Genomic DNA, 22,392 nt, shown 5'->3' with positions numbered 1-22,392 from the left:
TTTTTCTTTCACTTTTTTAAATTACATCGCTACGGCTTTAGCACGAGCTGCATGCAACTTTTTATAGCTCTCGATCAGACGTAAATGGCGATCAAGTCCTTCTAGTTTCATGCTTGTTGGTGTTAAACCATAGAAACGAACACTACCCTCTACAGAACCTAATACCGCATCCATTCGTGTATCACCAAACATACGACGGAAATTAGTCAGGTAGTCTTCAAGCTCTAGTTCTTCATCTAACATTACTTCCAGCACCACATTCATGCACTGATAGAACAAGCCACGCTCAACGGTGTTGGTGTTGTATTGCAAGTAAGTTTCGACGAGCTCTTTTGCTTCTTCAAATTGTTGTAAAGCAACATAAATTAGCAATTTCAATTCTAAGATAGTGAGTTGACCCCAAACTGTATTGTCATCAAATTCGATACCAATGAGTGTGGTGATTTCAGTGTAATCGTCTAACTCGCATTCCTCTAAGCGCTCAACCAATGCCTCAAGATGCTCATCATCCAAACGATGCAGATTTAGAATATCTTCACGGAATGAAAGTGCCTTATTGGTATTGTCCCAAATCAAATCTTCAACGAGATAAATTTCTGAGTAATCCGGTACTAAAATACGGCAAGCGGTCGCACCTAAGTGCTCGTATACTGCCATATATACTTCTTTACCCATCTCTTCGAGAATACCGAACAATGTTGCAGCTTCTTCTGCATTCGACTCTTCGCCTTCGCCAGAAAAATCCCATTCAACAAAGTCATAGTCAGATTTAGAACTAAAGAAGCGCCAAGATACCAAACCGCTTGAGTCAATAAAGTGCTCAACAAAGTTGTTTGGCTCAGTAACCGCATTACTTTGGAAAGTCGGTTGAGGTAAATCATTTAAGCCTTCAAAACTACGGCCTTGAAGTAATTCGGTCAGACTACGTTCCAAAGCAACTTCAAAACTTGGATGCGCACCGAAAGACGCAAACACCCCACCCGTACGCGGGTTCATTAAAGTCACACACATTACAGGGAACTGACCGCCTAGCGATGCATCTTTAACTAATACAGGGAAGCCTTGCTCTTCTAGACCTTTAATACCAGCAACAATACTTGGGTATTTTGCTAATACCTCTTCAGGAACATCTGGAAGTGCAATTTCACCTTCTAAAATTTCACGTTTTACAGCACGTTCAAAAATTTCTGACAAGCATTGAACTTGGGCTTCTGCCAAAGTATTACCCGCACTCATACCATTACTTAAGTACAAGTTTTCAATTAAATTTGATGGGAAATAGACAACTTCACCGTCAGACTGGCGCACAAAAGGTAACGAGCAAATGCCGCGCTCTACATTACCTGAGTTGGTGTCATATAAATGTGTACCAAGCAACTCATCATCTGGGTTATAAATCTCAAGACAATATTCATCTAAGATTTCTTTAGGTAATTCACCATTTGGACCCGGTTTAAACCATTTTTCATCTGGATAATGCACAAATTCAGCATTGGCAATATCTTCACCCCAGAACTGGTCGTTATAGAAGAAGTTACAGTTTAAACGCTCAATAAACTCGCCTAATGCAGACGCTAAAGCACTTTCTTTAGTCGCGCCTTTACCATTGGTAAAACACATCGGAGACTGGGCATCACGAATGTGTAATGACCACACATTTGGAACAATATTACGCCAAGACGCGATTTCGATCTTCATGCCCAAATTTGCCAAAATAGATGACATATTGGCAATGGTTTTTTCTAATGGCAGGTCTTTACCTTGAATATAGGTATGGCTTTCTGAAGTTAGACTTGGCAATAACAATGCTTGTGCATCTGCATCGATGCTTTCAACTTCTTCAATAATAAATTCAGGACCCGTTTGAATCACTTTTTTAACAGTACAACGGTCAATCGAACGTAAAATCCCTTGGCGATCTTTCTCTGAAATATCGGCTGGTAATTCAATTTGAATTTTAAAGGTTTGCTTGTAACGGTTCTCAGGATCAACAATATTATTTTGCGATAAACGAATATTATCGGTTGGGATATCTCGAGCGGCACAATACACTTTTACAAAGTACGCGGCACACAATGCTGACGATGCTAAAAAGTAGTCAAATGGGCCCGGTGCCGAACCGTCACCCTTGTAGCGAATTGGTTGATCGGCAATTACCGTAAAGTCATCGAACTTAGCTTCCTGTCGAAGATTGTCGAGATAATTAACCTTGATTTCCATGCTGGCACCTAAATATTTTTATGTGTCAGCACAGACACATAAAATTCTAAATATTGAAAAATAAGCCGAATCACAGCGAAGAAATTGACTTAAAAAAATGAGAGATTAAAGCCATGTGTTTAATGAACGACTCAAGTGGCTTTAATAAGATTGGCGGTATTATAGAGGGATTTTGTGAAGTTGATAACTAAAGTTAAAACATTGCTGTTCACAATGTTTTAACTTGTCTTTAATTTAATAAATATTGAGTGTCAAAACTTAAAAGTGTAATCAATATTCAACCGCGTTTCATTTGTCGAATGAAAGGTCATATTGGTAGGCATATCGTTGCGATAGTGAGAAAAACGAGCTCGCACTCCCAAACCTTTTAACTTACCTTCAGGAATTTTATAGCCTAAATCAAATTCCATCGACTCTTCTTTAAAACGCTGATCACCATATTGTAACAAATCAATGTCTTCGCCTTTTGCATAGCGAGTCATAAAGCGCAGACCGTTTAACGAAACATCACCTAGTCGTGCATTTTTAAAGTCATATTCATAACGAATCGAATAGACTTTTTCATCTTTATTTGAGTAGTCAGAACTCATAAAATCAAGCACAACCGGACTTTCAGTTCCTGACAAAAATGGTAAACCAGTCGAGCCAAATGACTGCATGTAGCCCAAAGAAACCGTATGGTTTTGATAGTTCAAACCAAATAAGCCACTAATATGTCGGTTATCGACCTCTCCTATTTTTTTACTTCCAGTTTCTTCACTATTAAAAAAACGCACGTCGCTTAAAAAATTAAGTTGATCATTTAAAGGTTGTTTGCCGTTAAAACCTAAAAATTGTTGCTGGTAAATGTCTTTGAGTTCAGCATGGTAAGCCCGTAGACGATAATCCTTTAACTGATAGCTTCCACCTAATGTATAAAAAGAATCAGTAGTTGCCGCTTTGTCAAAGCGATGGTTGATATTGTCTGTTCCAACATCGGTATAACGAATTGAGTCGCGCTGACGTACTTCGTCGACATAAAAGCCTTCGAGTTGAAGATTTGGAATTTCATTTGAAACAAAACGGATACCACGGTAAGTCTGAGGGAACAAACGCGCTGGCGATGAAAAAATGGTCGGTAATTGTGGAACTAAGTCCCCCACAAAAAGCTCATTTTTCCTAAATTTAGCCTTTCCTGTAATGCCGATTTTTCCATAATAATCATCACGCGAGTTATCGGTATTCACTGGTAATAAGCCACTACGCGCATAGTCATCAGCACGGCTTCCCATCAGGTTAAAACCTGCCATTGCCAGTACATCAACACCAAACCCAACCGCACCTTCAGTATAACCAGACTGTCCTTTAAAAATTAAACCCTGCGCCCAATCTCTGGATGCTGTATAGGGATATGGGTCCTTTTTATAGTCTCGGTCAAAGTAAAAATTACGTAGTGTTAGCTCAGCTTTACTGTCTGCAAGAAATTCGGCATGCACAACTTGACTAAATAATGGGCACAAGCATACCCCCACCCATACTGGTGTCTTTTTCATTTTTTATCTCAACTCTTTAATTTTTAATGGATTAAGGTGCTGTTTTAAGCGAGTAGTTTTGCTCTTTCTTACTTCGGTAAAAAGCACTACCCAAACTTAAAATGAGGAAAATAGCCAAAATAAACACCACACCGTAATAGGCATACAGCGTTGCGGGTGCTATACCTTTATCCAGGAAGATGCCTGCAACCGTTGGCGATAAAATTGCCCCAATTCGTCCAAAACCAATTGCATAGCCCACGCCGCGACTACGGATTTCAGCATCATAAATTGTTGGAGAAATAGAATATAAACCTGCCACACAGCCATTAATGAGTGTGCCAAGTAATAACCCCACCATGAGTGCAATGCTGACTTGAGATGAGACAGCGACAAATAGGAAAACACATGCCGAGGTTAGTCCTAAAAACAGGCTTAAGGCATAGAAGATTTTCAAACGTGATGCCAATAAACCAATAATGGCTGCCCCGAAAATCCCACCAATACTAATTAAAATACCGGTACTTACACCTTGCTCTGGTGACATTCCCATTGAAATAAGAATTTTTGGTGTCCAGCTCATGACAAAGTAAAAGCCAAACATTACTAAAAAGAATGCAAACCACAAACAAAGCGTTTGAAATCCAAGTTGTCCAGCAAATAATTTGCCCAGCTCACTGCCATTTTGCGTGCTGATTTTTTCATAACGCGGCATAACTGGTAATTCGTTTAGCCCCATACGATTTACAGTTGCATTAATTCGTTCTAGTGCCTGTTTTGGTCGCTTCGCGAGTAAGTAATCTAAAGATTCTGGTAATAACCACGCGCTAATTAGCAGCATTGCAATGGTAGTAACCCCACCTGCTAAAAAGATTGAGCGCCAACCTAAATGCTCAATCAATGCCAGTGATAGTACCCCGCCCAGTGTCGCACCAATTCCATAACCTGTAGACATTAAGCTCACTGCGAGACTACGCCAACGAGCATTGGCATATTCACTTGCCAAGACATTACTACTCGCAAGAATGCCGCCCACCCCAATTCCGGTAATAAAACGAAGTGCAGCTAACATGCCATGGCTTTGTACAAAAGCACAGCCCAGCATGCTAAGACCTGCAATTACAAGACAAACTAAGATGAGTAAACGGCGACCGATTTTATCGGCTAAAGGCGCGAGAAAAATTGAACCAGCAGCCATTCCAAAAAGGCCAGCACTTAACAACAAACCAATTTGTGCGCCTGAAAGTGACCATTCTGCTGACACGGATGGAGCTGTAAATGCCATTACCATCACGTCAAAGCCATCAATAATATTGAGACAAATACAGATCAAAATGACGAACCATTGATAGCGGCTCATATTGTTTTGATTGATCTCACTTAGAACGTCTCTTTCCATTTGTGTATCTCCCTTGGATAAGACATACACACGACATTGCTGATATGAGCGATTGGGTGGTTATGCACATCCGTATCCATAATGACTTAGAGGAATATTTTTTTGAGCATCCTGCTCTTTTTCTATACTGAATATTTGGATCCAAAAAATCAACTAAAATTATAAACGGATTATTAAAAAGTATATAAACACATAAATTATATAAGTATAAAATTATTAAAAACATAAAATTAGAATGCTTGAATATTTTTATGGATCCATATTAAAAAATCTATTATGATCGATTCCAGAGCATTTTTTAGCCAAAAAAGCTCAGTTCATTTTTATGGAATGCAAGATGCATTTTTAAAACTTCAAAGGATTGTTGTTATGAAACTCAAAAGAGTAAGCCAGCTTACATTGGGACTTTTTTTTGCCAGCCAATTGTTTTACACAGCGCAAGCAGCACCTCCAAAAAATCAACAACCACCTAATATCATGATTATTTTGGCCGATGATCTTGGATTTTCAGATATTGGTGCTTATGGTGGGGAAATTAAAACCCCTCATATTGATAGTCTGTTAAAGCAAGGAAAAATGCTTTTTAATTTTCATGCTTCATCAATGTGTTCACCTACTCGTGCACAGCTTATGACAGGTGCAGATAACCATTTGGTGGGTTTAGGTGCCATGTATGAAACTTCAAAAAGACAAGAAAAACTGGTTGGAGCCGATAGCCCGCGTGCACTCCTCAAAATTGATGGCTATTCAGGTCATTTAACGCAAAATGCTTATACACTCGCAGAGATTTTAAAGACAAAAGATTATTACACCTTCATGGTTGGTAAATGGCACTTAGGCTATGCTCCCGAACAAAACCCTAAAGCCCGTGGTTTTGATCAATCTTTTGCTCTGCTCGATGGCTTCGATTTACATTTTAAAGACCAACCAAAAAACTATCCGCGTAACACCCAATACACTGAAAATGGTCAAAAGACCACTTTGCCTGACAACTACTACTCGACCGACTTTTTTACACAAAAAGCTTTTGAATATTTAGACAAAAATAAAGCGCAAAAACCATTTTTTGCCTACCTAGCCTATACCGCTCCACACTGGCCACTACAAGCACCTGCTCATTATAGAGACCTATATAAAGGTAAATACGATCAAGGCTACGATGCAATTCGTAAACAACGCTTTGAGAGACAAAAGCAATTAGGATTAATTCCTGCAAATGCAGAATACCCAGTCGAGCGTGGTAACGAAACTTTAGGCACAAAAAGCTGGAATGAACTCACCCCACAAGAGCGCAAATATGAAGCGCGTAAAATGGAAGTTTATGCGGGCATGGTTACCCAGTTAGACGACCGCGTAGGCGATGTCATTCAATATCTTAAAAAGCATCATTTATATGACAATACTTTGATTGTGTTTATGTCAGATAACGGCGCTGAAGGTGGTGATCATAATTTCCCAATGGGTGATGCCGACAATCGCTATGAAAATATAGGTAACGCCAGTTCATATGTTTACATGGGACCACGCTGGGCCGAAGTGAGCAGCACACCATTTACCCACTGGAAGTCAGCAGCTTCAGAAGGCGGAGTACGAGTCCCATTTATTGTTAAATCACCTGTTCAGATTTCTAAACAACATGGAATTAACAATAACTTTGCGACAGTAAGAGACATATTCCCAACTGTGATGGAGCTAGCTGGTATTCAAAATAATCAGGTTTATCCAACTTCAAGCACCAAAATTAAACCATCTGGTTTTAGTCTGATTCATGCGTTTAAAGATAATACTGCCCGTATTCGTCCTGTTAATTATTATGACTTTAAAGAACTACATGGCAGCCGCTACGCTAAAACTGACGAATGGAAACTTGTTGAAAACTCACCTTCTAAATTTAAGAGCCATGGCTGGGAACTCTACAATTTAAAAACAGATTTTAATGAGCAACATAATGTTTATACAGCCCATCCTGAGATCGTCAAAGTCTTAAATGATAAATATTTAAGATATGCAGACGAAAATGGTGTTGTGGATTTTGAGCAATATAACAAAAAGTAGAGAAAACCAGATGAAACAGATCATGATGCTTTCATCGTTCCTCTTACTTTGTGCATGCCAAAAAACCACGCCTCAACTAGAACAGACCACCTTGCCCGACTTAGGCAGCAAAGCTAAATGTAATTCTTATTCGGGCCTTCCTTCGGGTTGGCCTAAAAATAAAGAAGCAGGCATGGTCAAGCTTCCGCAAGGAAAAATTGTTTTAGGCACCACACAAGGTTATGAAGATGAACGCCCATTAAATTTACAGGCAACTTCCGTTCCCGCTTTTTTAATTGATGCGACTGAAGTCACTAATGCTCAATTTCAAGAGTTTGTTAAACAAACGGGTTATGTCACCGATGCAGAGAAGCAAGGCGGCGCAGCTATGTTTGTACAACCAGATCATCTAGTTGAAGAATTACAATGGTGGAAATTTGAAAAAGGGGCCAATTGGAAACATCCATGGGGCTTAAACAATCCTAAACAACCCGCGCCTCATGAGCCTGTTCGTATGGTGACATGGAATGATGCCTACGCTTATGCAAACTGGCTAGGTCATGACTTACCGACTGAGCTTGAGTGGGAATATGCAGCCAAAGGTTTTCAGCAAAATTCCGATATTGGCCCGACCCACGAAGGCCATATTGTAGCCAATTTCTGGCAAGGCGAATTTCCTTATAAAAACATTCAGGAAGATGGTTTTAAGGATGTTGCCCCTGTGGGTTGTTTTAGTAAAAACCCATTTGGATTATATGACTTGATTGGCAATGTATGGGAATGGACGCAAACACCCTATACAGGACCACGAGACCATCATATGGGAGATCCATCGAAATATCGGCAAAGTCACGAACAGATTTTGCAATATACGATTAAAGGTGGATCTTATTTATGCGCAACCAATTATTGCGCACGTTATCGCGCTGCCGCGAGGCATCCACAGGAACTCGACCTTGCAACTAGCCATGTCGGATTTAGAACAGTAAAACGCTTTTAAACGGATTTAAAAATGAAGCATATTTTTATTTATGGGATTTTCTTCTCAGGGACAACCCTTGCCTGCTGTTTAGCTCATAGTGAAGTAGATGTTAACTTTCAAAATACACTCACACTAAAAACTTTCAAATTCGACAGACAATATGAAAATGGTACTAGCCCCGATACTCATAGCTTGAGTCAAGGCTTGATTTATCGTGGTGACTGGACCACCAAGCTTAATGAGGTTCAGCTCCACCTCAATCCAAGCATCCAATATGCATATCGCCTAAGTCACGACCAACACACCAATGATATGGTCATACCCTTTGACCCTAACACCAAGAAACAAGCACAAGACCAAGTTAAATATGGCTTAGGAGCTGGTGTTGAATATCAAAACTTTCGCATGAATGTAGGTGAAATCACTCCCGATTCACCACTTACGCCACAAGTGGATACACATCAATTACGCGTGAACTATAAAGGCTTAGAATTAAAATATAAGACACCGCAACAAAATTTCGAGCTGGGTTTGATTAACCGTTATTCACCAAAAAATGAGGAGGACTACCACAAACTCGCCATATCAAAACATGAATCTAACGGACTCTATTTCTTTCAATGGGACGGCAATACACCTCGGTACCACTGGAAATTTTATAATGGTTACTTAACAGATCTCATCAATCAAAGTTACTTTGCTTTTGATTATCAATGGACAAAGCAGCACACCACAAAATTACGTGTGTTTCGCCACGATGATGTCGGCAAATCAAAGCTTGGCGAATATGACAATACATCTGTAGGGGCCATGCATTTCATCAAACATGGCAACTTTACAACTGGAATTGGCTACCAAGAAAACTTTGGCAAAGATGGTATTCCAAAACTCGACAATATGCCTATCCCGCATATGGTGAACTGGACCTTAGGCGCGTTTACCAAAGCAGACGAAAAGTCGTATCATTTCGTTGCCTCGTATGACTTTAAAGACTATATCAAGGGTCTAAAAGTGACCTATAAATATATTTATGGCGATTCATTTCAAACCATGAATCAAAATGATTTTGAGCAAGAAAGTGATGTATTGATTCAGTACGATCTAAATGCTTGGGTTAAAAATCTTAAGTTTCTTTTCTTAAATATTAACTACGACACCAAACACGGCAAAAGTCTGGATGAACAACGCATGATGCTTCACTACACTGTTAATTTCTAAATTTTCACTCTCCATAATGGCTTAACTACAGTCATTATGGATCCAAATTAAGATGAATAAAAAAATTCACTCTAAAATTCAAAGTAAATACAAAAGTCTTTAATAGCAATTAAAAATCTACAAAAAACCAAATCTAAAGATCAATATTTTTAAAAAATATACTGCTTATCAATTGACCAATATTTTTATTTATTATAAATTGGATCCAATAAGTGATAAGGAGTCGTCACAAATGTTTATTAAAAATGCATGGTATGTTGCCTGCCGTCCAGAAGAAATCCAAGATAAGCCATTAGGTCGCACCATCTGTGGTGAAAAAATTGTTTTTTACCGTGGCAAAGAAAACCAAGTTGCAGCCGTTGAAGATTTTTGTCCCCATCGCGGCGCCCCACTTTCACTTGGCTATGTAGAAGATGGGAACCTCGTATGTGGTTATCATGGACTAGTGATGGGATGTGACGGAAAGACCGTTTCAATGCCAGCCCAACGTGTAAACGGTTTCCCTTGCAATAAATCATATGCAGTTATTGAAAAGTTCGGTTTTATTTGGATATGGCCAGGCGAGAAAGCTTTAGCAGATGAAGCAAAACTGCCAACTTTAGAATGGGCAGATCATCCTGAATGGAGCTATGGCGGAGGCCTGTTTCACATTCAGTGTGACTATCGCTTGATGGTCGATAATCTGATGGATTTAACCCACGAAACCTATGTTCACTCCAGCAGTATTGGACAAAAAGAAATTGATGAAGCCCTGCCAGTGACTAAAGTTGACGGTGATCATGTGATTACCGAACGCTATATGGAAAATGTGATCGCACCTCCATTTTGGCAAATGGCTCTTCGCGGTAATCACTTGGCAGACGATGTACCCGTTGACCGTTGGCAACGTTGCCACTTCTTTGCGCCAAGTAATGTTCATATTGAAGTAGGTGTAGCGCATGCCAGACATGGTGGTTATCACGCACCAAGTGACAAAAAAGTTTCCTCAATTGTGGTTGATTTTATTACACCAGAAACTGAAACCTCTCACTGGTATTTCTGGGGAATGGCACGTAACTTTCAGCCAGATAATGCTGAACTCACCGATCAAATTCGCGAGGGCCAAGGCAAAATCTTTACTGAAGATTTAGAAATGCTGGAGCAACAGCAGCAAAACATTTTAAACAATCCACATCGCAAGTTACTGATGCTCAATATCGACGCAGGCGGTGTCCAGTCCCGTAAGGTCATTGACCGACTACTTGCCGAAGAAAATAAAACGCCTCCTGAAACGTCCACACAGAAGTTTCCAAACATTCGGATTATTTAAAGGAGCATGAACATGGACGTTATCATTCAAAAAATTCACCAGCTCACCCCAACTATTCGTGCTTTTGAATTGGTTGCAGCAAATGGTACAGCGCTGCCGAGTTTTGAAGCAGGTGCACATATTGATGTGCACCTAAAAAACGGCCTCACCCGTCAATATTCACTTTCAAACTGCTGTACTGAAAAGCATCGTTATGTGATTGGTGTTTTACATGATGCCAATTCACGCGGTGGGTCACGTTGCATCCACACCGAATATCGTGAAGGCGATCATTTAAAAATTGGTGAGCCGCGTAATTTATTTGAAATTCACCCTCACACAAAGCAGGCGGTTTTATTTGCAGGCGGGATTGGTATTACCCCTATTTTGTCGATGGCGTATCGGCTTAAGTCGGCCAATATTCCTTTCGAATTGCACTACTTCGTTCGTAGTCATGAAATGATTGCCTTCTATGGCAACTTAACCGAGCACTTTGGTGACCAAGTCCATTTTCACATTCAAGATCAGCCAGATACCGAATGTAATATGGCAGAGGTTTTAGGCCAAGCTTCACCTGATAAACACTTATATGTATGTGGACCTACAGGGTTTATGCAGTTTGTCATGAGCTCGGCCGAACAAGCGGGTTGGCATAGCGAACAGTTACATCAAGAGCATTTTGTTGCTCAAAAGATAGATACGTCCAACGATGAAGCTTTCACTATTGAAGTGAAAGGTACGGGCCGCCGAATTGAAGTATTACCAGAGCAGACAGCAACAGAAGCATTAATTGCAAATGGTTTTGATATTCCTGTTTCGTGCGAACAAGGTATTTGTGGTACGTGCATTACCCGTGTGGTAGAAGGCACTCCAGATCATCGAGATATGTTTATGACCGATGAGGAACATGCATTGAATGACCAGTTTACGCCCTGCTGTTCTCGCGCAAAAACTAAACATCTTGTGATTGAGCTTTAATACTCAAGTTCCTTTATTCAGAAATAAAGGAACTTCTTTCACCTTAAAGCGCTGAGAACATTTTTTAGTGTTTCACCCAAAATCACCACACTACTGTGTTCACGCATTAAGGTTTCAGCACGCCCTGCCTGACGATGTACCAACGCATCGAAAATCGAACAATGCTGCAAATGTGCATAGTGCAAACGGCGATATTCCGACAAAGCTTGATTCTGGTCATAGGTAATGGCTTGAGCAGAAGCCATCGGCAATTGATTATTTTTAGCCAAGGCTTGTATGAGCGCAACGTTTTGCGCGCCCTCAATAATCGTGTCATGAAAAATGACATTAAAATGGTGATAACGTTCCAGTTCAGCATCGCCAAACTCGTCTGTTTCATTAAAAAGTTTTTCAGTTTCTTGAATACAATGTTGCAGCGTCTTTTTCTGCTCTTCGCTTAAGCCTTGTTCTGCCAAAGTTTTCGCAGCCAAGCCTTCTAGCACACCGCGTACTTCAAGCGCATCATGAACCAGTTGTTCTGAAATTTCACGAACCGTGTAACCACGAGTTGGGTTTTTAATGAGGAGGCCTTCTTGCTCGAGCAACCTAAAGGCAATACGAACAGGCTGCCTTGAAACGCCAAGTAACTCGGCAGTCGGAATTTCGGCAATTCTGGCACCGCCTTCAAGTTCCCCTGAAATAATCATTTTTCTTAGTTTAAGTAAAACTTGTTGCCCTGAAGACATTCGCTGCCACACATCACCAAAAACGTCACTTCGATGCTAGCAAGTTCATTTGCAAAATGAAATAAATTTTCTGTGTGAATCAGTGCTTAAGCATTTCTGTAGATTTTAAAAAATTAATTTACAAACCACATTCAATTAAAGATTTTTAAGATTATTGACCATAATATCGAGGTTATTACGGATTAAATAAGCCAAGTTAATATCAATGCCTTCAAGCATTTTTTCTTCAACTTTCAAAACCACTTCATTACATTTATTTAGCTTATCAATACCACTGTCTGTCAGTGTAATTAAAATACGGCGGCCATGTGTTGGGTCAGGTTTTTTCTCAATCCAGCCATTCACCAGTAAATCTTGCAAAATTTTGTTGGCAGATTGCGGCTTTATAAAAGAGCGCTCAGCAAGCTTGGCATTGGATAAATTACTTTTTGAAGCTAAAACAGAAAGTGCAGTAAATTGCGGTAAGGTAATTTCAAGCTCTTTTAAATGTTCTGTTAAATGTTTACTAATAATTCGGTCAACACGAGCAATCATGTAACTTAACTTAGGCTCATCTTCTACTTTTTTTGGAACTAAATTCGAACGTACCATAACCTTTCAATCATCATAAGAAAAACTGTAGTGAAAGTATGAGGATCTACCCCATACTTTCGTTAAAACTTAGCGAGCACCTGAGCTTTGTACTAAATGTACAGGCTGTTTAGGTTTTTTGACAAGAAGTAATGCAGAGATCGCTGCAATTAAAATCACTGGTATGCTTGAGCCAATCACGATGGTCGAGCTTTGTCCAAGCGAGAGTAAAAAACCAGCCATTAAAGGCCCTGCAAAAGAACCAATACGCCCGATTGCAACTGCTGCACCTACTCCAGTTCCACGCATTTCGGTTGGATAATACATGGCTGCCAGTCCATACAACGCCGATTGTCCACCCACAATGAATAAGCCACAACCCACTGCCGAAAGTGCTAGTAAAGCCACTGTTGGAGAAATTGCTAAACAGCACAGTGAGAATAAAATGCCGAGATAAATCAGCTTAATCACAAAGCTCATGCGTAATTTATCAAGCAATACGCCCATGAGGATTGAACCTAAAATTCCGCCAACATTGTAGCCCATCTGTACATAGTTTGCCTGTAGTTTTGATAGACCTTGCGCACCCATCAGCAATGGCAACCAGTTCAACAAGAAATACAGTACCACCAGCGTACAGAAAAAGCTTATCCAAAGCTGAATGGTTGACATACGACGTTCTTTGGCAAATAAAACTTCAAAAAATGGTGTCGTTTTTTGCGCTTGAACTTTACGTTGCAGATAGTCATTTGACTCAGGTAAAAAGCGCATAATCAGTGGGATTAGTAAAATAGGTGCAATCCCACCAATATAGAAAATATGACGCCACTCTGCATCACCTGCCAATGACATAGCAACAACAGAAGTGAGTAATCCGCCAAAAGGAATGCCACTATACATAATGCTCACTGCGGTGCCTTTGTGCTGGTCAGGTACAGCTTCAGAGGCAAGTGTAATCATCATTGGTAATGCCCCACCCATTCCTAAACCTGTACAAAAACGAATGAGTAATAGCAAACTGAAGTTAGCTGCATAAGCCGTTAGCAAAGACATAATTCCAAAAAGTAAAATACTAAAAATCAGAATTTTCTTACGCCCTACAATATCAGCAAACCGACCGCCTAATATCGCACCTGGTAACGTCCCTAAAATTGCAGCACTAAATGCCCACGCCATCTGGGCATTGTCTAACATAAACTCAGCCCGCATTCGTGGAGCGGCTACCCCCATTGATTGAAGATCAAACCCTTCAAAAATTGCTATGGCAAAGCACAGTAGCAACGTTATTTTTGCCCTTGAAGGCTGTCCTGATATTTTTTCCATTGTGTTGTCCTTTATTGACTAGTCGTTCCATTTAGCCCTTTGTGTATTGTTGTTTAAACACACTAAAAATATCAGCTAAACTTACTAAAAAATCAACATATTTTTATATTAAATTAATTTAAAAAATAACTAACATTTAAAATACAATGAATTAAAAAATATTTATGAAATTTTATAAAAAAGACTTGAATATAAGTTTAACTGATATTAGATTAAATCCCAGAACAGCAAAAAATCATTCAAGGAGTATGAAGATGAGTTATGAAAACCGCTGGGAAACAGTAGATGTTAAAGTTGAAGATGGAATTGCATGGGTCACCCTAAACCGTCCGGAAAAGAAAAATGCCATGAGCCCAACACTCAATCGCGAAATGATTGATGTGCTAGAAACTCTTGAGCTTGATCAAGATGCACGTGTTTTAGTGTTGACGGGTGCAGGTGATTCTTGGACAGCGGGTATGGATTTGAAGGAATATTTCCGTGAAGTCGACACTCAACCTGAAATTTTCCAAGAACGTATTCGCCGCGACTCATGTCGCTGGCAGTGGCAACTTCTTCGTATGTATTCAAAACCAACTATTGCTATGGTCAACGGCTGGTGCTTTGGAGGCGGTTTCTCACCTTTAGTGGCTTGTGACCTCGCAATTGCAGCCGATGAAGCAACTTTCGGTTTATCTGAAATTAACTGGGGGATCCCACCGGGTAACCTTGTAAGCAAAGCAATGGCAGATACCGTAGGTCATCGTGCATCTTTGTACTACATCATGACGGGTAAAACCTTTAGTGGTAAAGAAGCTGAAACCATGGGCCTTGTGAATAAAAGCGTACCGCTTGCTCAATTAAAAGCAGAAGTGACTGAACTTGCAAATTGCTTACTTGAGAAAAATCCTGTGGTTCTTCGTACCGCTAAAAATGGCTTTAAGCGTTGCCGCGAACTGACATGGGACCAAAACGAAGACTATTTATATGCCAAACTCGATCAATGTATCCACCGTGATACAGAAAATGGTCGCCAAGAAGGTTTGAAACAATTTTTAGATGAAAAATCAATTAAACCGGGTTTACAGAGCTATAAACGTACTGGTTAACTTTTGATTCTTTAATGGCAATGTAAGGACACAACCCATGCAAAATGTACAGTTACTAATTCACGGTCAATCTGTTGATGCATCAAATCAGGCAACTTTTGAGCGTATCAGTCCAATTGATGGATCGGTGGCAACTAAAGCTGCTGCTGCAACGTTGGAAGATGTTGATCGTGCAATCGATTCGGCACAACAAGCTTTTAAAGTATGGTCGAAACTCTCGCCTACCGAACGTCGCTTACGCTTATTAAAAGCAGCCGATTTAATGGACCAAAAAACCGAGCAATTCATTCAAACTGGAATGCAAGAAACAGGTTCAACTGCGACATGGTATGGGTTTAACGTTCACCTTGCTGCCAACATGTTACGTGAAGCAGCAGCAATGACTACACAAATTGACGGAAGCCTGATTCCGTCAGATGTGCCAGGCAATCTTGCAATGGGTGTACGGGTTCCTTGTGGTGTGATTGTAGGGATTGCACCTTGGAACGCTCCTGTGATTTTGGCAACACGTGCGCTTGCCATGCCTTTGGCTTGTGGTAACACGGTAGTGTTAAAAGCCTCAGAAGCCTGCCCAGCAACACACCGTCTCATTGGTGAAGTGTTACATGAAGCGGGTCTGGGTGAAGGTGTGGTGAATGTGATTACGCATGCCGCCGAAGATGCACCACAAATCGTGGAGCGCTTAGTGTCTCATTCAGCCGTGAAACGCATTAATTTTACGGGTTCAACCAAAGTCGGAAAAATTATTGCCGAGACTGCTGCCAAATATTTAAAACCAGTTTTACTCGAACTCGGTGGGAAAGCCCCTGTTGTGGTTTTAAATGAAGCTGACATTAATGAAGCCGTAAATGCAGTTGCTTTTGGAGCATTCTTTAATCAAGGGCAAATCTGTATGTCGACCGAACGTGTTTTGGTTCAAGACAATATTGCCGACCAATTTATTGAAAAACTGATTGAAAAAACCCGCTCTATTCAGGCAGGTAATCCAACCTCAAAAGACAATGTACTCGGTGTTTTAGAAAGTCGCCGTGCTGCAAGCCGTATTCAGCATTTGCTAGAAGATGCCCAGAACAAAGGTGCTGACTTACCTTTAGGCATCCATATTGAAGACACCACCATGCAACCGACACTGGTGCTCAATATTAAACCTGACATGCTGCTTTACCGCGAAGAATCATTTGGACCTGTATGCACAGTTCAACGTTTTTCAAGTATTGAAGAAGGCATAGCACTGGCAAATGACAGCGAGTTTGGTCTGTCTTCGGCAGTGTTTAGCCAGAATATTTCACAAGCATTAGAAGTCGCTAAACAGATTGATTCGGGTATTTGTCATATTAACGGCGCAACCGTACATGACGAAGCTCAAATGCCATTTGGCGGAACAAAATCGAGTGGATATGGACGATTTGGTAGTAAAGTCTCTGTTGCCGAATTTACCGAACTACGCTGGATCACCATTCAGACCCAATCACGTCATTACCCGATTTAGTCAGGCTAATGCGAATACCGAAAAATTAAATAAAAATTGCATGATGCAAAAAATAAAGCGCAGTGATGCGCTTTCCATGGAGTGAAAGAAATGCAAATGAATGCCACTCAATCACAAGACCGCGAACGGTTCGTAAAATTAGGGCAACATGATATTCATTATCACCATAAAGATGACACGCTCTATATCAGCCCCAAAGAGCAATTAAAACCGTATCCACAAAAACTGACAGATCGGTTAATTCATTTTGCACAAACCAAACCCGACCATATTTTTGCAGCAAAACGCAATGCTCAAGGCGAATGGGTCAAACTGAGTTATGCAGAAGTTCTACAACGCGCATGGCACATTGCTCAAGCTTTGCATGACCGTAATTTAAGCCAAGAACGACCACTGGTCATTTTAAGTGGTAATGATCTCGAACATTTAACACTTTCTATGGGTGCCATGCTGGCGGGTGTGCCTTTCTCTGCTATTTCCCCTGCCTACTCTCTGATTTCTCAAGACTTTGGCAAACTCAAACATGTGTTTGAAGTACTTACCCCAGGCATGGTCTATGCCAGCGATGGACAAGCCTTTGCTAAAGCCATTCAAGAATGTATTACATCCGACATTGAAGTGGTGACCAATAAAGGAATTGTAAGTGATCAGATCTGCACGTCTTTTCAGTCGCTGTTAGATACACCAGTTTCAAATGTTCAAGAATTTTACCAAACCCTTGATGAGAACCAGATTGCCAAATTCTTATTTACATCAGGTTCAACCAAATTGCCTAAAGCTGTACCGACCACACATTTAATGTTGTGTGTTAATCAGCAAATGCTATTGCAGACTTTCCCTGAGTTTGAAGAAACGCCGCCTGTCCTACTCGACTGGCTGTCTTGGCACCACACATTTGGCGGCAGTCACAATGTCGGCATCGCACTCTATAACGGCGGTACGATTTACATTGATGATGGCAAACCCGTTGCCGGAAAATTTGACGAAACTATTCGTAATCTCAAAGAAATTTCTCCGACAGTTTATTTAAATGTGCCAAAAGGTTGGGAAGAACTCACCGAAGCGTTAGAAAAAGATGAAGAATTAAGAGACCGCTTTTTTGCCAAAGTTAAAATTCTATTCTTTGCAGGTGCAGCGCTTTCAGAAGCGGGCTGGAACAGACTCGATAAAATTGCTCAGCAACATTGCGGAGAAAAAATTCGCATTATGAGCGGATTAGGCATGACTGAAACTGCTCCCTCTTGTGCTTTTACAACTGGCCCACGTGTGATGGCTGGTTTTATTGGCTACCCTGCTCCGGGATGCGAAATTAAGCTAGTTCCATGTGGTGACAAACTTGAATTCTGTGTTCGTGGCAAACATGTCATGAAAGGCTATTGGCGCTTAAAAGCGGACCAACAAAGTACTATTTTCGATGATGAAGGCTTTTTCCATACAGGCGATGCCGTTCGTTTAGTCGACATCAATGATCCAACCAAAGGACTGATGTACGACGGACGAATTGCTGAAGACTTTAAACTCAATACGGGTACTTTTGTGAATGTCGGCACACTACGCAACAAAGTGCTCATTCAAGGTAATTTACTCATCCAAGATGTTTGTATTACAGGTTCAAACTTGAATGCTGTTAGTTTCCTGATTTTTCCAAAATTAGAAGCGTGTGCTCAATATGCAGGTCTTAAACTTGGTGAGCATTCTGCAACAGAGATATTACAGCATCCTAAAGTCCAGCAATGGTTCCGCCAATTTTAAACGACCTTTAATAAAGATGCGACTGGCAGCTCAAATACAGTCTCAATGCTTTATTTAATGATCGAACCACCTCAACTCGATGCAGGCGAAGTGACCGATAAAGGCAACCTCAATCAAAGCAGTATTACCAAGCGTCGTGCAGCATTAATTGATGAGCTTTATCAAAAGCAGACTGATAACCCGCTGATTATTCGGGTACCCACCTTAAAACAATAAGCAATTGAAATAAAAAAGGAAGCTCAAACTTCGGTTTGGGCCTTAGCCTCAATTTTGCCTAAAAAAGGTTCAACATGCCACACGATACAGAATTTGAACTATTTCGGGATAGCTATCGCAGGTTCTTAAAAGAACAGGTTGCCCCGTATTATGAACAGTGGGAATACGATGGCCTTATCCCACGTGATCTATGGCTTCGTCTTGGGGAAAATGGCTTTTTGTGCGTCGATGTACCCGAGGAATATGGCGGCTATGGTGCTCCTGTTCATTACTCCCTCATGCTGGTTCAAGAAACGGCTCAAGCGGGCTTTGCTTCTTTGGCAGTTGCCATTGGCGGACAAAATGAGCTGGTCTCTCCTTATCTGCAAAATATCGGATCCGAAGAGCAAAAACGTTATTGGTTACCGAAAATGGTGACAGGTGAAGTCGTCACTGCAATTGCCATGACCGAAGCCAATGCGGGTTCAGACCTACAGGCTATACGCACTCAGGCCATTTTAGAAAATGAACAATATCGTGTGAATGGTTCAAAAACGTTTATCTCAAATGGTTTGCATGCAGACCTGATCGTTCTGGTAGCAAAAACCAATCCACAGGCCAAAGCAAAAGGTATTTCAATTTTATTAGTCGATGCCACTTTAGACGGCGTTAAAAAAGGTCGGTCTTTGCAAAAAATCGGGCTGCATGCCCAAGATACAGCCGAACTATTTTTTGATGATGTCTGTGTGCCTACAACTCAGCGTTTGGGTGAAGAAGGACAAGGTTTTGCTTATTTAATGCAAGAGTTACCTCGCGAACGTTTGAGTATTTCCATGATGGCTTTGGGGTCAATTTTAGGCGCCATCGAAATCACCAAAGACTATGTTTTGGAACGTAAAGCTTTCGGACAACCTTTAAGCCAAATGCAAAACACGCGATTTGTACTAGCAAACGCACAAATCAAAGCCAAAGCCGCTCAAGCTTTTGTAGACCAATGTGCAGCGCTGTATCAACAACACCAGTTAAGCGTGACTCAAGTTGCCGCACTGAAATGCTTTATCACCGATGTCCAATGTGAAGTGATTGACCAATTACTTCAGCTTTTTGGTGGCTACGGTTACATGCAGGAATATCCGATTTCACGCTTTTTTGTGGATGCGCGGGTACAAAAAATTTATGGGGGAACCAATGAAATTATGAAAGAAATCGTCGCACGAGAACTGCTCGGAAAATAATTCGATTTAAAAGCCGAATAAGGCACACAACAACTATGCCTTGTTGAAAACAAAAAATGATATTTCAGGAAGAAATGCTATGTCGAAATTATGGATGTACTCCACTCTTATGCTCTCAGGTTCAGTGTGGGCTGGCAGTTTTATTGATAACAGTTCAGTAGAACTCACCACGCGAAATTTCTATTTTGACCGCGACTACCAAGAGCAATCTGCTTACCCTGCCGCCAAGGACTGGACACAAGGGTTTATTCTTAAAGCCAATTCAGGTTATACCGAAGGGACTGTCGGTTTTGGGCTGGATGTACTTGCGACGGCAGGCTTTAAACTCGATGCCGATGCCGAGCACGGAGGTACAGGAAACTTACCTAGAGACACGCGCACCAACGAACCTGCTGACTCTTATGGCGAAATTGGGGTCACAGCAAAAGCAAAAATGAGCCAAACCGAGCTACGCGTTGGTACGCTCATGCCAATGAACCCTGTTTTAGTAGCTTCACCCGCCCGTTTGCTTCCTCAAACCTATCGAGGCATTTCACTGACTAGTAAAGATATTAAAGATTTTGATTTACAGGCAGCTTACCTCGATAAAGTGAATCATCGTGATTCGACCAACTATGAAAAAATTAAAATTTCAGGCGTAAATGGACGATTTAAAAGTGCTGAAACTGATGGACTCTATTATTTAGGTGGAAACTATCAGTTTAATCCTGCACTCAAACTCACCGCTTTTTACATGGATGTTGATGATCTTTATAACCAAACCATGGTCGGTGCTTTACATCAACACAAAATTAATGACACCACTAACTTTAGCTCCCAATTACGTTACTACCGCAGCCGAGATGACGGGCAAGCAAAAGCAGGCTTAGTCGATAATGACCTTTATCATGCGCATTTCGAACTCAAACATCAAAACCATAAATTTATTTTTGGAACCTTCCAACATCACGGCGACACCGCCTTTCCATATTTGACGGGAGGTGAAACGGGTCTACTCATTGATACATGGCCGGGCGAGTTTTTAAACCCAAAAGAAAAAGCCTATAGCTTCCGTTATGAATATGACTTTAAAGATTATGTACCGGGTTTACGTTTTATGACACGTTACACCACAGGTCACAATATTTATGCACCTAACTTAGGTGGAACTAATTTAAAAGAACGCGAAACAGACTTTGATTTAGGTTACACCGTTCAAAGTGGCTGGTTAAAAAATTTAGGGTTACGCGCGCGCTACGCCATTTATGACAACAACATGCTCTCTACAGCCAACATCAAACCTGTAAACGAAACCCGTATCAACATCGACTACACATGGAAATTTAAATAATTCAAAACAAGAGGTTCTGTCACACATAGAACCTCTTTTTATTTCGGGAAATTCATCATGAAGAAAGTTGTAACGCTACTCTGCGGAATTTGTCTCATTGGCCTGACGCATGCCGAAACGCAATATAGCCCTCCACCTATTAAGCTTGAGCCTTTAGCAAAATTTAGTGTTGATCTAAATGCGCCTGTTTGGGAGTTAGGCACCACCAGTGATGCAGGTAAACGCCGAATTATTCCCATTACAGGTGGGACATTTGAAGGCAAATCACTTAAAGGCCGCATTCTAAATAATGGTGCAGATTGGCAAATTGTCGACAGTAAAGGACTAGCCATTATTGATACGCGATATTTGTTAGAAACCGATGACGGTGCGCTTATTTATCTTCAAACCAAAGGTTACCGCCATGGCTCGGAAGAAACACTAAAACAGCTTGCCCAAGGCAAAGATGTCGACCCGAAAAATTACTATTTCAAAATAACCATGCAGTTTGAAACCAGCTCACCTAAATACTCATGGCTTAACCAGACCGTTGCGGTAGGTAGTGCAATGCGTTTGGGCAAAGCGGTTATTTATGATGCCTATACCCTGAAATAATAATTTTTATAACACTTACAAAAGGATGGACCCTTCATTATGGATCAAAAAACTTTAGAACACTTACCGCCCATCCATCACCATTTGGGTGGACATAATATCCATTGGAATGACCAAAACACTGAACTTACCATCCATTACACAGCCCTAGAAAGCTTTACCAATCCACGCGGCACCGTTGAAGGCGGCATGATCTGCGCCATGCTTGACGATGTGATGGGACTTTTTGCCTTTCTCGCCAATGACCATAAACCCGCTACCACTATCAACTTAACTATGGATTTTTTGAGGCCCTGTGTTGTGGGAGAAGTCATTACGAAATGCCGATTCATTAAACAAGGCAAAACTGTACTGAATCTCGAAAGTGAAGCTTGGCAAAACAACAAAATGATTGCACGAAGCACTGCTAATTTTCTGGTTTTAGATTAATTACAACCATTCATTCAATAAGGATATGAATA

At 40.8% G+C, this 22,392-nt stretch carries 17 protein-coding genes and 1 pseudogene; 12 read left to right on the top strand and 6 right to left on the bottom strand.

Translation table 11 applies throughout. From position 1 onward, the window contains the following. Window positions 1-21 precede the first annotated feature (21 nt). The 3 genes from ACXM0J_RS14315 to ACXM0J_RS14305 form a co-directional block, all read right to left on the bottom strand. Complete coding sequence (locus tag ACXM0J_RS14315) at window positions 22-2,220, bottom strand: OsmC domain/YcaO domain-containing protein (protein WP_086264387.1); 2,199 nt, start codon at window positions 2,218-2,220, stop codon at window positions 22-24. A 251-nt stretch (window positions 2,221-2,471) separates the two neighbouring features. Further along, complete coding sequence (locus tag ACXM0J_RS14310; protein ID WP_086264386.1) at window positions 2,472-3,752, bottom strand: OprD family outer membrane porin; 1,281 nt, start codon at window positions 3,750-3,752, stop codon at window positions 2,472-2,474. 31 nt (window positions 3,753-3,783) lie between these two features. Further along, complete coding sequence (locus ACXM0J_RS14305; protein ID WP_086264385.1) at window positions 3,784-5,130, bottom strand: MFS transporter; 1,347 nt, start codon at window positions 5,128-5,130, stop codon at window positions 3,784-3,786. Window positions 5,131-5,499: 369 nt separating this feature from the next. On the opposite strand from ACXM0J_RS14305, the gene ACXM0J_RS14300 reads away from it, so the two are divergent. The 5 genes from ACXM0J_RS14300 (at window position 5,500) to ACXM0J_RS14280 (ending at window position 11,630) form a co-directional block, all read left to right on the top strand. Further along, window positions 5,500-7,185 (top strand): arylsulfatase, encoded by a 1,686-nt coding sequence (locus tag ACXM0J_RS14300; RefSeq protein ID WP_086264416.1) that lies wholly within the window; start codon window positions 5,500-5,502, stop codon window positions 7,183-7,185. A gap of 25 nt (window positions 7,186-7,210) precedes the next feature. Next, window positions 7,211-8,164 (top strand): formylglycine-generating enzyme family protein, encoded by a 954-nt coding sequence (locus tag ACXM0J_RS14295; RefSeq protein WP_086264417.1) that lies wholly within the window; start codon window positions 7,211-7,213, stop codon window positions 8,162-8,164. A gap of 12 nt (window positions 8,165-8,176) precedes the next feature. Beyond that, the gene (locus ACXM0J_RS14290) at window positions 8,177-9,364 is read left to right on the top strand and encodes an OprD family outer membrane porin (RefSeq protein ID WP_086264384.1); all 1,188 of its coding nucleotides are present in this window, start codon (window positions 8,177-8,179) and stop codon (window positions 9,362-9,364) included. A gap of 232 nt (window positions 9,365-9,596) precedes the next feature. Beyond that, window positions 9,597-10,673, top strand: coding sequence for an aromatic ring-hydroxylating dioxygenase subunit alpha (locus ACXM0J_RS14285; protein WP_086264383.1), 1,077 nt, complete (start codon window positions 9,597-9,599; stop codon window positions 10,671-10,673). Between the two features lie 12 nt (window positions 10,674-10,685). Beyond that, the gene (locus ACXM0J_RS14280; RefSeq protein WP_086264382.1) at window positions 10,686-11,630 is read left to right on the top strand and encodes a PDR/VanB family oxidoreductase; all 945 of its coding nucleotides are present in this window, start codon (window positions 10,686-10,688) and stop codon (window positions 11,628-11,630) included. A gap of 38 nt (window positions 11,631-11,668) precedes the next feature. On the opposite strand, the gene ACXM0J_RS14275 is transcribed toward ACXM0J_RS14280, so the two are convergent. From ACXM0J_RS14275 to mhpT, 3 genes are all read right to left on the bottom strand, one after another. Then, window positions 11,669-12,367, bottom strand: coding sequence for a GntR family transcriptional regulator (locus ACXM0J_RS14275; RefSeq protein ID WP_086264381.1), 699 nt, complete (start codon window positions 12,365-12,367; stop codon window positions 11,669-11,671). Window positions 12,368-12,490: 123 nt separating this feature from the next. Beyond that, window positions 12,491-12,946 carry a MarR family winged helix-turn-helix transcriptional regulator gene (locus tag ACXM0J_RS14270; RefSeq protein WP_017386391.1) on the bottom strand — a complete coding sequence of 152 codons (456 nt, stop codon included), beginning with the start codon at window positions 12,944-12,946 and terminating at the stop codon, window positions 12,491-12,493. 69 nt (window positions 12,947-13,015) lie between these two features. Beyond that, window positions 13,016-14,248, bottom strand: coding sequence for a 3-(3-hydroxy-phenyl)propionate transporter MhpT (mhpT, locus tag ACXM0J_RS14265; RefSeq protein WP_057068634.1), 1,233 nt, complete (start codon window positions 14,246-14,248; stop codon window positions 13,016-13,018). 248 nt (window positions 14,249-14,496) lie between these two features. Here mhpT and ACXM0J_RS14260 point away from each other — a divergent pair, with 248 nt between their 5' ends. The 7 genes and pseudogenes from ACXM0J_RS14260 (at window position 14,497) to ACXM0J_RS14230 (ending at window position 22,360) form a co-directional block, all read left to right on the top strand. Then, complete coding sequence (locus ACXM0J_RS14260; protein WP_169538806.1) at window positions 14,497-15,336, top strand: p-hydroxycinnamoyl CoA hydratase/lyase; 840 nt, start codon at window positions 14,497-14,499, stop codon at window positions 15,334-15,336. A gap of 37 nt (window positions 15,337-15,373) precedes the next feature. Next, the gene (locus ACXM0J_RS14255; RefSeq protein ID WP_086264380.1) at window positions 15,374-16,825 is read left to right on the top strand and encodes an aldehyde dehydrogenase; all 1,452 of its coding nucleotides are present in this window, start codon (window positions 15,374-15,376) and stop codon (window positions 16,823-16,825) included. Between the two features lie 81 nt (window positions 16,826-16,906). Next, window positions 16,907-18,793 (top strand): annotated as a pseudogene (locus ACXM0J_RS14250) (feruloyl-CoA synthase). Between the two features lie 74 nt (window positions 18,794-18,867). After that, on the top strand, window positions 18,868-20,007 hold the full coding sequence (locus ACXM0J_RS14245; RefSeq protein ID WP_086264379.1) for an acyl-CoA dehydrogenase family protein: 1,140 nt from the start codon (window positions 18,868-18,870) through the stop codon (window positions 20,005-20,007). A 79-nt stretch (window positions 20,008-20,086) separates the two neighbouring features. Next, entirely contained in the window at window positions 20,087-21,337 is a 1,251-nt protein-coding gene (locus ACXM0J_RS14240; RefSeq protein ID WP_213034367.1) for an OprD family porin, read from the top strand. Window positions 21,338-21,394: 57 nt separating this feature from the next. Beyond that, complete coding sequence (locus tag ACXM0J_RS14235; protein WP_086264378.1) at window positions 21,395-21,931, top strand: DUF3237 domain-containing protein; 537 nt, start codon at window positions 21,395-21,397, stop codon at window positions 21,929-21,931. A 39-nt stretch (window positions 21,932-21,970) separates the two neighbouring features. Then, window positions 21,971-22,360: a PaaI family thioesterase gene (locus ACXM0J_RS14230; protein ID WP_086264377.1), complete on the top strand. Its 390-nt coding sequence runs from the start codon at window positions 21,971-21,973 to the stop codon at window positions 22,358-22,360. The last annotated feature ends 32 nt before the right edge of the window (window positions 22,361-22,392 follow it).

Source organism: Acinetobacter sp. GRABPA_MV_2 (assembly GCF_056725885.1).
This window is presented reverse-complemented; position numbering and strand designations above follow the sequence as displayed.

Excerpts from the sequence above, each read along its gene's own strand:
- ACXM0J_RS14300 (WP_086264416.1), top strand. The coding sequence starts at position 5,500 with ATGAAACTCAAAAGAGTAAGCCAGCTTACATTGGGACTTTTTTTTGCC.
- ACXM0J_RS14280 (WP_086264382.1), top strand. The coding sequence starts at position 10,686 with ATGGACGTTATCATTCAAAAAATTCACCAGCTCACCCCAACTATTCGT.
- ACXM0J_RS14305 (WP_086264385.1), bottom strand. The coding sequence starts at position 5,130 with ATGGAAAGAGACGTTCTAAGTGAGATCAATCAAAACAATATGAGCCGC.
- ACXM0J_RS14285 (WP_086264383.1), top strand. The coding sequence starts at position 9,597 with ATGTTTATTAAAAATGCATGGTATGTTGCCTGCCGTCCAGAAGAAATC.
- ACXM0J_RS14245 (WP_086264379.1), top strand. The coding sequence starts at position 18,868 with ATGCCACACGATACAGAATTTGAACTATTTCGGGATAGCTATCGCAGG.
- ACXM0J_RS14235 (WP_086264378.1), top strand. The coding sequence starts at position 21,395 with ATGAAGAAAGTTGTAACGCTACTCTGCGGAATTTGTCTCATTGGCCTG.
- ACXM0J_RS14295 (WP_086264417.1), top strand. The coding sequence starts at position 7,211 with ATGCTTTCATCGTTCCTCTTACTTTGTGCATGCCAAAAAACCACGCCT.
- mhpT (WP_057068634.1), bottom strand. The coding sequence starts at position 14,248 with ATGGAAAAAATATCAGGACAGCCTTCAAGGGCAAAAATAACGTTGCTA.
- ACXM0J_RS14290 (WP_086264384.1), top strand. The coding sequence starts at position 8,177 with ATGAAGCATATTTTTATTTATGGGATTTTCTTCTCAGGGACAACCCTT.
- ACXM0J_RS14255 (WP_086264380.1), top strand. The coding sequence starts at position 15,374 with ATGCAAAATGTACAGTTACTAATTCACGGTCAATCTGTTGATGCATCA.
- ACXM0J_RS14260 (WP_169538806.1), top strand. The coding sequence starts at position 14,497 with ATGAAGATGAGTTATGAAAACCGCTGGGAAACAGTAGATGTTAAAGTT.
- ACXM0J_RS14230 (WP_086264377.1), top strand. The coding sequence starts at position 21,971 with ATGGATCAAAAAACTTTAGAACACTTACCGCCCATCCATCACCATTTG.
- ACXM0J_RS14240 (WP_213034367.1), top strand. The coding sequence starts at position 20,087 with ATGTCGAAATTATGGATGTACTCCACTCTTATGCTCTCAGGTTCAGTG.
- ACXM0J_RS14270 (WP_017386391.1), bottom strand. The coding sequence starts at position 12,946 with ATGGTACGTTCGAATTTAGTTCCAAAAAAAGTAGAAGATGAGCCTAAG.
- ACXM0J_RS14315 (WP_086264387.1), bottom strand. The coding sequence starts at position 2,220 with ATGGAAATCAAGGTTAATTATCTCGACAATCTTCGACAGGAAGCTAAG.
- ACXM0J_RS14310 (WP_086264386.1), bottom strand. The coding sequence starts at position 3,752 with ATGAAAAAGACACCAGTATGGGTGGGGGTATGCTTGTGCCCATTATTT.